This is a genomic window from Pseudomonas sp. GD04058 (assembly GCF_029836855.1).
In the GTDB taxonomy this organism is placed as follows: domain Bacteria; phylum Pseudomonadota; class Gammaproteobacteria; order Pseudomonadales; family Pseudomonadaceae; genus Aquipseudomonas; species Aquipseudomonas bharatica.
In genome coordinates, this window is the sequence record NZ_JAOECN010000076.1 from 1 (window position 1) to 9,013 (window position 9,013).

8 protein-coding genes and 2 pseudogenes are annotated in these 9,013 nt (G+C 56.9%); 8 read left to right on the plus strand and 2 right to left on the minus strand.

The features are described from left to right. Both N7650_RS27605 and N7650_RS27610 read left to right on the plus strand, forming a co-directional pair. Positions 1-285 (plus strand): annotated as a pseudogene (locus N7650_RS27605) (NAD-dependent deacylase); the annotation flags it as partial. Between the two features lie 230 nt (positions 286-515). Further along, positions 516-848: a hypothetical protein gene (locus N7650_RS27610; protein ID WP_012269851.1), complete on the plus strand. Its 333-nt coding sequence runs from the start codon at positions 516-518 to the stop codon at positions 846-848. A gap of 183 nt (positions 849-1,031) precedes the next feature. Here the strand turns inward: N7650_RS27610 and N7650_RS27615 are convergent, their stop codons facing one another. Next, positions 1,032-2,051, minus strand: a complete 1,020-nt coding sequence (locus N7650_RS27615) for an ATP-binding protein (RefSeq protein ID WP_015268415.1) — start codon at positions 2,049-2,051, stop codon at positions 1,032-1,034. 423 nt (positions 2,052-2,474) lie between these two features. Then, positions 2,475-2,810: pseudogene (locus N7650_RS27620) on the minus strand (helix-turn-helix transcriptional regulator); the annotation flags it as partial. A 249-nt stretch (positions 2,811-3,059) separates the two neighbouring features. Here N7650_RS27620 and N7650_RS27630 point away from each other — a divergent pair. The 6 genes from N7650_RS27630 to N7650_RS27655 all read left to right on the plus strand — a co-directional run bounded on the left by N7650_RS27630 (position 3,060) and on the right by N7650_RS27655 (position 8,959). Further along, positions 3,060-5,582, plus strand: a complete 2,523-nt coding sequence (locus tag N7650_RS27630; protein ID WP_135198622.1) for a heavy metal translocating P-type ATPase — start codon at positions 3,060-3,062, stop codon at positions 5,580-5,582. 337 nt (positions 5,583-5,919) lie between these two features. Beyond that, positions 5,920-6,120 (plus strand): heavy-metal-associated domain-containing protein, encoded by a 201-nt coding sequence (locus N7650_RS27635; protein ID WP_004575963.1) that lies wholly within the window; start codon positions 5,920-5,922, stop codon positions 6,118-6,120. A 265-nt stretch (positions 6,121-6,385) separates the two neighbouring features. Next, positions 6,386-7,408, plus strand: a complete 1,023-nt coding sequence (locus N7650_RS27640) for a cytochrome D1 domain-containing protein (protein ID WP_011953096.1) — start codon at positions 6,386-6,388, stop codon at positions 7,406-7,408. Between the two features lie 138 nt (positions 7,409-7,546). Next, positions 7,547-8,002, plus strand: coding sequence for a hypothetical protein (locus tag N7650_RS27645; protein ID WP_011953095.1), 456 nt, complete (start codon positions 7,547-7,549; stop codon positions 8,000-8,002). Positions 8,003-8,027: 25 nt separating this feature from the next. Next, the gene (locus N7650_RS27650) at positions 8,028-8,303 is read left to right on the plus strand and encodes a DUF2933 domain-containing protein (protein ID WP_011953094.1); all 276 of its coding nucleotides are present in this window, start codon (positions 8,028-8,030) and stop codon (positions 8,301-8,303) included. Next, entirely contained in the window at positions 8,300-8,959 is a 660-nt protein-coding gene (locus N7650_RS27655; protein WP_011953093.1) for an isoprenylcysteine carboxylmethyltransferase family protein, read from the plus strand. The genes N7650_RS27650 and N7650_RS27655 overlap by 4 nt, the downstream gene beginning before the upstream one ends. The last annotated feature ends 54 nt before the right edge of the window (positions 8,960-9,013 follow it).

The following is a 9,013-nucleotide window of genomic DNA, read 5'->3' on the forward strand; positions in this document are numbered from 1 at the left end:
CACCTCCTATTTGGGCCTCATTATGAGGCTTGGAGGTGTCTACGAAACCAGGGGCGATTCAACTTGCTGATTTCGGTGGGTACATCTGGCGTAGTCATGCCGGCAGCCGGTATTCCAGATATGGCTCTGGCGGCCGGGGCAACCGTGATCCATGTGAACCTTGACGACGTGGGGATGGACGGGGCGGAAGAGATAATGCTCGTTGGGCCTGCAGGGGTGGTATTACCCGCTTTGCTTCAAGCCGCAGGAGTTGCAGGTCCGTTGCAGCTTGATGGTTTTACTTAAGGAGCCAAGCCAGCTCTCCAATCCGCAGATGCTGTGCACATTTTTTTGCACATATCTCACGCCACGATACCCCAGTAGATTCAGGCTTTTCGCAGCCTTTGCATAGGTGAGTCGCGATGGATTTCTACACATCTCAATGAGGAAACCTAAGCTCCGTTTTCCACGTATTCCTCCGCTACAGAACGCTTTTCTGCGGTGTGTCCCCTGACATTCGCTTTTCAGGGCGAGCTATGGGGGCCACTCAAGACGGCTATCTTTTGCCTGGCACCAATGAAAAGGCCCTCAATATTGAGGGCCTTAAATTCAATGCGGATCCGTCACGCGGGCATTTTTTGCAGCTGTCGAACTCGATCATGGACCACAAATTTAATGATTCCTTTGACATCGTTGGTGCAGTTTTCAAAGGCAAGGCGCGATACCACCTGGCGACCCTCCTTCAGAATCAGCGCCCCGATCAACTCGTCGACGAAGGACTGAGTGACATCGTTCCCAGCGAAATCTATGACAACGCTCTCACCACTGCTGAGCGAGCGTTCGATTTCGGTACGGTAGGGGATCGCTGAAGCTCGCATTCCGTACGTTCGGATAGAACTATCCCTACTTAATCGAATTTGAGTTTGCATGTCGTAACCCCTTGTATTGCATAATCCTTTTTTGCAGCCCGAGAGTTTCAGTTGACGCTGAATCTCCCATTTACCGCTCCTTGCATGATCGACTCTAGCCCTCGAGCTATCAAAAAGCCAGAGCTAGCGGAAATTCAGATCTAGGTCGAGATCGTCGTCAACCTGTCCTGCATCGTCCTTCGGCAGCAAGTCACTGATCGAAATGGTGGGCAGCAGCTCACGGGTACAGCTAAACGCGATCGATACACCATTCCACAGCGCATCATGCAGCTCCTGAGACTGCCGACGCTTTGTGTCATGTATGCCATTGCCGCTCACGATGATCAAACCACCGCCCGCCGCGTCTGCAATTTTTGCGGTAGTTGTTAACCCGATACCTTGGTTCTCGCTACCCAGGATCTGGGCCATCGCACCCCGGTTGCAGCTCACTCGCGGTTTGAGTGCCGCCTCGATCGCGTGCAAATGCGTGCGGTCATGAAGCTCAGGGTGATTCCTCAGTGTCGCGAGAAACCCACACCCATTATCGACGATGGCCATGCGTACAAGGTTCAATTTTGGATAAAACTGACAGGTCAGCCAAACGGCGGCGTCACCACGTCCCTCTCTGCGGGCGTGAGTAAGCGAGTTTTCCAATAGCTCCTTGAGCGAATACTCCAGAGGGCCCCGGTAGGAGTCAAACTCATTCCGTCCCGTGTGCTCGTCGACTGGGGCATCCGGGTCCGATTGAGTCAACCTTCCCGTAATAGCTCTAGCGAGGCGAGAGGCTGCAGCCTCTGCTTGATGGTGTTCGCTGATTTTGGTGATTTCCACCAACGAGGTGCTTCGGTCGTTTCGACGTCCTACCCCCGATAGATCTACACCCTCTACATCAATGTCCTTGAAAAAATCCATCCTGGCCAGGTAGGAGGTCAGGTCTCTGCTCAAAAACTGCATCGAAACTCGCTTCTGGACCAACTGGTTTTCAAACAACGCTCGCAGCGTGGCCATCCCTAACGGATCGATATACGAGAGGTTGCTAGCGTCTAAAACGATGTCACCAGGGCAGTTAATGATTTCTGCGCACACAGAAAACAGGTCATGGGGCGATCTTGAGCCAAGCCCCCAAGGAAGAACGATCGCGTTTTCAATATCGATGGCCTGCATGCAATTCCCTGGCAACGGAGCTAACCCTTTCGGATAGATATAGGGCTCGATAGTAGCCCATTGCCTGCCGGGTAAGCACTCACCTATTTTTTGACGAGTAGTGCCGGCATAGAATTGGCGCGCGGCAGTAGCGGCCTGTGGATGGTGGATCGCGCTCGCCTTGGGCTCAACACGCACGAAGAAAACACGGCCAACGCCCTGCCACGGGTCAGCCATTCAAGCAAAGATGGCCAGATCAAAGCCTTGTGCGAGAGCACTGGAGCAGGTTTGTGAGTCCGCCGAGCAGTTTCATCTCCGACGTCTGCTGTGGGCAAAGGCAAAGCTGGAAGGGGAACAGCGAAGAGTGACCCGATCAGCGCTGTACCGCACCGCATGTATCAGGTCTGGGGCTTGAGCTGTTAGATCGCATAAGGCTACCTTGGCCGGCAACTGGAGAACGAACTGCACCTCGTCTTCCAATGCGTTGGCGTGGAAGTAACTGAGGAAGTACTCGCTTTGACGGAACTGGTCAGAAGCGATCTCCTCCAGGCGTTACAGCCCACTGGGCAGGCCTTCCTGACAGGCCTGGTAGAAGGGGTCGAGCAAGTATAGGCCGTCCAGGCAGGAAAGCATGGACGGCGTTCCCCACCGGGAGCCGGCGTCGTACTCCTCCAGCGGCTTGGGCACTCCCTCGCCGGGGTACAAGGCAGCCAGCGCATTGTCGAAGGGCAACCACTGGTGCAGCAGCAGGATCAGCAACCTCCAGAAATGATCTATGCCATGACGCTACACCACAACAATAATCGACACGCTTACAGGAGCATTGATTGGCGTCACAGCTGTTCAAGGAGATGTTGTCTAGGCTGGACAATACGGCAGCGGCCGATATTTCCCACCCAGCTTGGGAGTTGATCATGACGGAGCCCATCGCCGTGGTACAGATCTGGCAATACCTTTTTGGCGGACTAAAGGCGGTATTGCACTGATCATGCTGGCCATATTTGGCCTGTTTTATGTGGCTCGTGCACTATGGCCACCTGTCACAGGCACTACAGTTATTTAATTTTGTTGCTCTGTCCGCTGACGCAACTCTTCGGGCACAACCATGGCGGGTATTCTCACCAGAAGGGTGAAAACTCGTCCAAACCGGACAACAAAGGGAACTACTTCATGCACACCGAATCGTGCCAGCATGACCATGACCATGACCATGACCACTCGCACCCGCATGAGCAACCGGATGGTAGTCAGCGCGATTTGGTATGCGGTATGACGGTGCCACCGGATAGTCGCTACTTCGAGCTATACGAGGGAAGGACATACCGCTTCTGCAGTGAAAAGTGCCTGACGAAATTCCGCGCAGCGCCTGTGCATTATCTTAGCCCTCCCCAGGACCAAGAACACGCGGGCCATCTCCACTCGGCTGCCCCGCAGCCAAGCAACGCGGCGGACGCCGAATACACTTGCCCGATGCATCCCCAAATCCGCCAGCGTGGGCCGGGCAGTTGCCCAATCTGTGGCATGGCCCTAGAGCCGGTAATACCGGAGCTTGAGGAAGACGAGAACCCGGAACTCAAGGACTTCTCCCGCCGCTTCTGGTGGACCTTGCCCCTGACGGTCATCGTGACCGTGTTGGCCATGACTGCCCACCAACTCCAATTGCTGCATGGTGCCACACAGAATTGGGTGGAGTTGATTCTGGCCACTCCCGTGACACTATGGGCTGGCTGGCCGTTTTTCGTGCGTGGGGTCGCATCGATTCGTAATCGCAGCCCGAATATGTGGACCCTGATAGGTTTGGGAACGGCTGCGGCGTACCTATACAGCGTTGCGGCCACAGTGTTCCCGCAGGTTTTCCCGACGACTTTCATGCAGGATGGCCGCATCGGTGTCTACTTCGAAGCGGCTGCAGTCATCATCTCATTAACGTTGCTCGGCCAAATGCTCGAGCTCAAGGCGCGCTCACAAACCTCCGCCGCCATCAAGTCGCTCCTGGGTCTTGCCCCCAAGACGGCCCGTCGCATCGGGGCCGATGGTCAGGAGGAAGATATTCCGCTCACCCACGTGCATACGGGCGACCACCTGCGCGTTCGCCCTGGCGAGAAGGTGCCGGTCGACGGGGTGGTCCTGGAAGGCGAAAGTGCTATCGATGAATCCATGCTGACAGGCGAGCCCGTGCCAGTGATGAAGAAAGCTGGGGATGCACTCATCGGTGCCACGCTGAATACCCACGGCAGCCTTGTGATGGCGGCGCAGAAGGTCGGCGCCGAGACAGTGCTCTCGCAAATCGTGCAGATGGTCGCGCGGGCTCAGCGCTCGAAAGCCCCGATGCAGCGGATGGCGGACACCGTGGCCGGCTATTTCGTCATGGGGGTGATTCTGGTCGCGCTGGTCACGCTCTTCGGCTGGGGGCTTTTCGGACCGGAGCCTGGCTGGGTCTTCGGCCTGATCAATGCGGTCGCGGTCCTGATCATTGCCTGCCCCTGCGCGCTCGGCCTAGCCACTCCCATGTCGATCATGGTCGCTACCGGGAAGGCTGCCAGCAGTGGCGTGCTCTTCCGAGACGCCAGTGCTATCGAGAACCTCTGCAAGATCGACACGCTGATCGTCGACAAGACCGGGACCCTCACCGAGGGCCGGCCAGTGTTTCATAGCGTGGTCGGTACCGGGCAGTTCATGCCACCCGAAGTCTTGCGCCTTGCCGCCAGCCTGGACCAAGGCAGCGAGCATCCGCTGGCACATGCGATTGTCGATCATGCGCGAGCGCATGGACACAGCTTGTCCAAGCCAGAGGCGTTTGAGTCGGGCTCTGGGATCGGTGTACGTGGCCAGGTGAACGGCAAACGGCTGCAGCTTGGCAACACGACCTTGATGGAAGAGGCTGGCCTCGACACCAGTCCGTTGCGAGACCGCGCCGAGCAGCTGCGTCTGGAAGGCATGAGTATCATGTACTTGGCCGTCGATGGCGTGCTCGCTGGCCTGCTAGCGGTGTCCGATCCGGTCAAACCCACCTCCAAGGAGGCGGTAACCCGGCTACAGGCAGAAGATGTGAAGGTCATCATGGCCACCGGCGACGGCCTGACTACGGCACGTGCGGTCGCGAAACAACTCGGCATCGAGGAAGTCCACGGAGAAGTGAAACCCGAGGACAAGGAGCAACTGGTGGCGCTCCTGCAGGGCGATAAGCGCCGGGTTGCCATGGCAGGAGATGGGATCAACGATGCCCCTGCGCTGGCCCGGGCTGATGTCGGGATCGCCATGGGAACTGGCACCGATGTTGCCATGAACAGCTCCCAGTTGACGCTGGTCAAGGGCGACCTGATGGGCATCCTGCGGGCCAGAACACTATCCGTGGCCACGGTGAAGAACATGCGTCAAAACTTGGGCTTCGCATTCTTCTACAACGCTATGGGCATACCGCTGGCGGCAGGTTTGTTCTACCCGCTTACCGGCCATCTATTGTCACCGATGATTGCGGCATTGGCCATGAGCGTAAGTTCGGCTTCCGTGGTATTCAACGCACTGCGGCTGAAGCGCGTAGTCACAGACTGAAATGGGCACACCGCAACCTATGAGAGGAAGTTCCGCCATCAGCGTTTCAACGCCTGATCCATATGACTGACTGTCTAGGGCTTTGGCCTTAGCGGGTATGTCCGCGAGTTCGGCGCCAATCTGGTCCTGATGGAGGACATCGGGCAACTGCGACGTCCGCCATCTTCTGCCAAGATCGTAAGGGACAATTGTGATGCAGCAGGGGCCGCCGCCAGAGGAGTTGGACAAGATTTCAGGGCGAAGATAAATCCTTTGACCGGGCCTTGACCTTGTCATCGTGTCAAGGTTGAAGCTGTAAATGCGGCGAGAAAAGCCGTACCAGCATGAGAGGCCCGCTATGTTCGTTTTGGAAGTTTCCGGTATGGGATGTGGCAGTTGTGTCAACAAGATCACCAAGGCCATCCAGGCTGCCGATGGCGACGCGAAGGTGATCGTTGATCGTGCTGCCGGTACAGTGAGTGTCCAAAGCAACATCGAGGCGGAACGCGTCGGTGCACTGGTCCAGGCGCTTGGTTACCCAACCAAAGTCAGTCGCTAAGTCTCGTTACCGCTCAGATGGCAAGCCGCCGTGCCATGTTTCATGGCGCGGTTTCTTCATATACAGCCTGATGTCGACTGACTCCGGGTCGGGATAGCCAGCAATACTCCCCAAGAAATGGACGGCCTTCGATCACCCAGTGCCGAGTCAAGCTGTGGACGTTGACGCTGATCAAGAAAATGCTTCGCGATTGGTGTTTATCTTGAGTAAATGTATAGGCCAGCCTGGCTCACATACCCCGGCCCCTCGTTGGAGCTCATTCACAATGATGACTGCCAAGCGGTTTAGTTCTATGGCCTTGGGGATATCCCTGCTCATCCCTCTGGGGCTGGTCATGGCAAACCCTACGGGTAACGTCTACACGGCCAATGAACGGTCCGCTTCCATTAGCCAGGTAAATCTTGCGACAGGTGATGTGAGCACGGTCGCCTTGCCGATCGCACCCCACAACCTACAGGTTTCGCCCGACGGCAGCTTGCTTCTGGTTGTTGGAGTGGCTGGACATGCGGGGCATTCGAGCGGTGAAAAGCCCGGTGGGCAGTTGCTGGTGTTCAGTACCAGCGCGCTGGACAGGCCACCGTTCAGCTTCCCGGCAGGCGATCACCCGGCTCATGTGGTCACCGACGTCACCGGGCTGCGAGCTTTTGTGACCGATTCCGCTGCCAACCAGGTGCGAGTATTTGACCTTGAGCAGCGAATCGAGTTGCCCGGTATTCCAACTGGGCGTTATCCCCATGGGCTGCGCTTGAGCCCTGATGGCCGGACACTCTATATCGCGAACATGAAGAGCGACAGCGTATCGCTTATCGATGTCGTCACACTCAAAGAAACCGCGCAGATTCCCGTGGGCAAAGGCCCTGTCCAGGTCGGCTTTGCCCCTGACGGTCGCCTGGCATTCGTCTCGCTCAGTGCGACAAATCAGCTTGGCATCATCGACACGGCCAGACGCAAGGTGATCAGCAAGGTTGATGTCGGCCGCACGCCAATCCAGATGATGGCCACCGTTGACGGTCGCCAGGTCTATGTCGCGAATCAGGGCAGTGGCCAGAATCCGGACGACCGAGTCTCCATCGTAGATCTCCAGACGCGTAGCAGCCTGGGCACCGTGACCACCGGCAAGGGTGCCCATGGTGTGGCCATCAGCAGCGACGGCGCTTATGTGTTTGTCAGCAATATTGAAGCGGGCACCGTATCTGTCATCGATACGAGCAGCCGAAAGGTCGTTGCTACCCATAAGGTTGGCGCCGGGCCAAACGGGATCAGCTTCGAGCCGCCGAGTGCCCAATAATAGCCCGTCGGTGTACAACCCGAGCACGACGCGAAAAATGAGCATTCACGCCGGCGCAGTAATTTGCTTGTCGTGCCAGGTGAGGCCTAGCGCCCAGACCAAGGCATCCGGCTTTAAAACAGTGCTAAGGAGATGATGATGAACAACGTTCGAAATTTACTGATCGGACTTTGTTTGGCCGCAGCGTCCGTGGGCGCCATGGCGCAAAACACCGATGAACACTCGACACATCACCCGGCCGATGCGCCAAGCGCGGCGGCTACCGAGAAGACGCCTTCTCAGCCAATGGACAAAGGGCAAATGGCGGCGATGGACCAGCAAATGAAGGCCATGCAAGCCATGCACGAAAAGATGGCTGCAGCCAAAACGCCGGAAGCCCGTCAGGCGTTGATGGCCGAGCATATGGCGCTGATGAAAAATGGCATGGCCATGATGAAGTCCATGGAGGGTGGCATGCCTGAAATGGGGGGCATGCATGGCGGCATGGGCGGGGATATGGCCGCCCGCCACCAGATGATGGAAAAGCGCATGGACATGATGGAGTCGATGATGCAGATGATGATGGACCGCATGCCATCTGCTGCATCGAAGTAACCCATCTCCTTTCCCAGGAGTCGCTATGAACCCTCACTTCGATGAAAACGGCTCACCACACAGTTTCTGGCGTTCACGCTATGCAATCGGCCTGGTGGTAATCGGTGGGATCGCCGTCTACTTCCTGCTCACCGAGCACCTTGCCCATGTCGTTGGAGCCCTGCCTTATCTGTTGTTGCTCGCCTGTCCGCTGATGCATGTCTTCATGCATCGAGGACATGGGGGACACCATCACCAGGGCCAGAGCAAACCGGCCCCCTCCGATAAGGCTGATATCCATAAGCCGGGAGATCCATCATGAATCATGGTGAAAGCGCGTATGGCCTCTGGTCGCTGGTTTTCATCAACTCCGCGATCTTCATCATGTTTGCCTTCAGTTTCTTCAAGCCGGCAACGGCGAGAGACTGGAGGAGCTTCGGTGCATTCTCGGCCTTCATCGTTGCCCTGTTTGTGGAAATGTATGGCTTCCCCCTGACGATCTATCTGTTGTCAGGCTGGTTGCAGGCCAGGTTCCCCAACCTCGATCTGCTTTCCCACGAATCCGGCCATCTGTGGTCGACGTTGCTCGGTGACCAGGGCAACCCACACTTCAGTGTTTTGCACATTGCCAGTTACCTATTCCTGGGTTTCGGCTTCTATTTGCTTTCTGCCGCCTGGAACGTGCTATATCACGCGCAACGCCGCCGTTCACTTGCAACGGTCGGGCCCTATGGCTGGATCAGACATCCGCAGTACGTGGCATTTGTGCTGATTCTTCTGGGCTTTCTCCTTCAGTGGCCGACGCTGCTGACGCTGGCAATGTTCCCGGTGTTGCTGGTGATGTACGGGCGTTTGGCGGTTTCCGAAGAGCGGGAAATGCACAAGCAGTTTGGCGCTGCCTACGAAGCTTATACCCGCGTTACGCCTAGGTTCGTTCCGCACCTGCGCGAAAGGTTGGGTGGGGGTCATAGAGGCTGAAGCGTAGGACGAAGGAGCTACATGCCAGGAGGGTTTCAGCGGCAGTGTTTCTAG

Bases quoted from the DNA above. Each gene is read 5' to 3' on its own strand.
- N7650_RS27645 (WP_011953095.1), top strand. From the start codon at position 7,547: ATGAACAACGTTCGAAATTTACTGATCGGACTTTGTTTGGCCGCAGCG.
- N7650_RS27650 (WP_011953094.1), top strand. From the start codon at position 8,028: ATGAACCCTCACTTCGATGAAAACGGCTCACCACACAGTTTCTGGCGT.
- N7650_RS27630 (WP_135198622.1), top strand. From the start codon at position 3,060: ATGGCCACCTGTCACAGGCACTACAGTTATTTAATTTTGTTGCTCTGT.
- N7650_RS27655 (WP_011953093.1), top strand. From the start codon at position 8,300: ATGAATCATGGTGAAAGCGCGTATGGCCTCTGGTCGCTGGTTTTCATC.
- N7650_RS27640 (WP_011953096.1), top strand. From the start codon at position 6,386: ATGATGACTGCCAAGCGGTTTAGTTCTATGGCCTTGGGGATATCCCTG.
- N7650_RS27635 (WP_004575963.1), top strand. From the start codon at position 5,920: ATGTTCGTTTTGGAAGTTTCCGGTATGGGATGTGGCAGTTGTGTCAAC.
- N7650_RS27610 (WP_012269851.1), top strand. From the start codon at position 516: ATGGGGGCCACTCAAGACGGCTATCTTTTGCCTGGCACCAATGAAAAG.
- N7650_RS27615 (WP_015268415.1), bottom strand. From the start codon at position 2,051: ATGCAGGCCATCGATATTGAAAACGCGATCGTTCTTCCTTGGGGGCTT.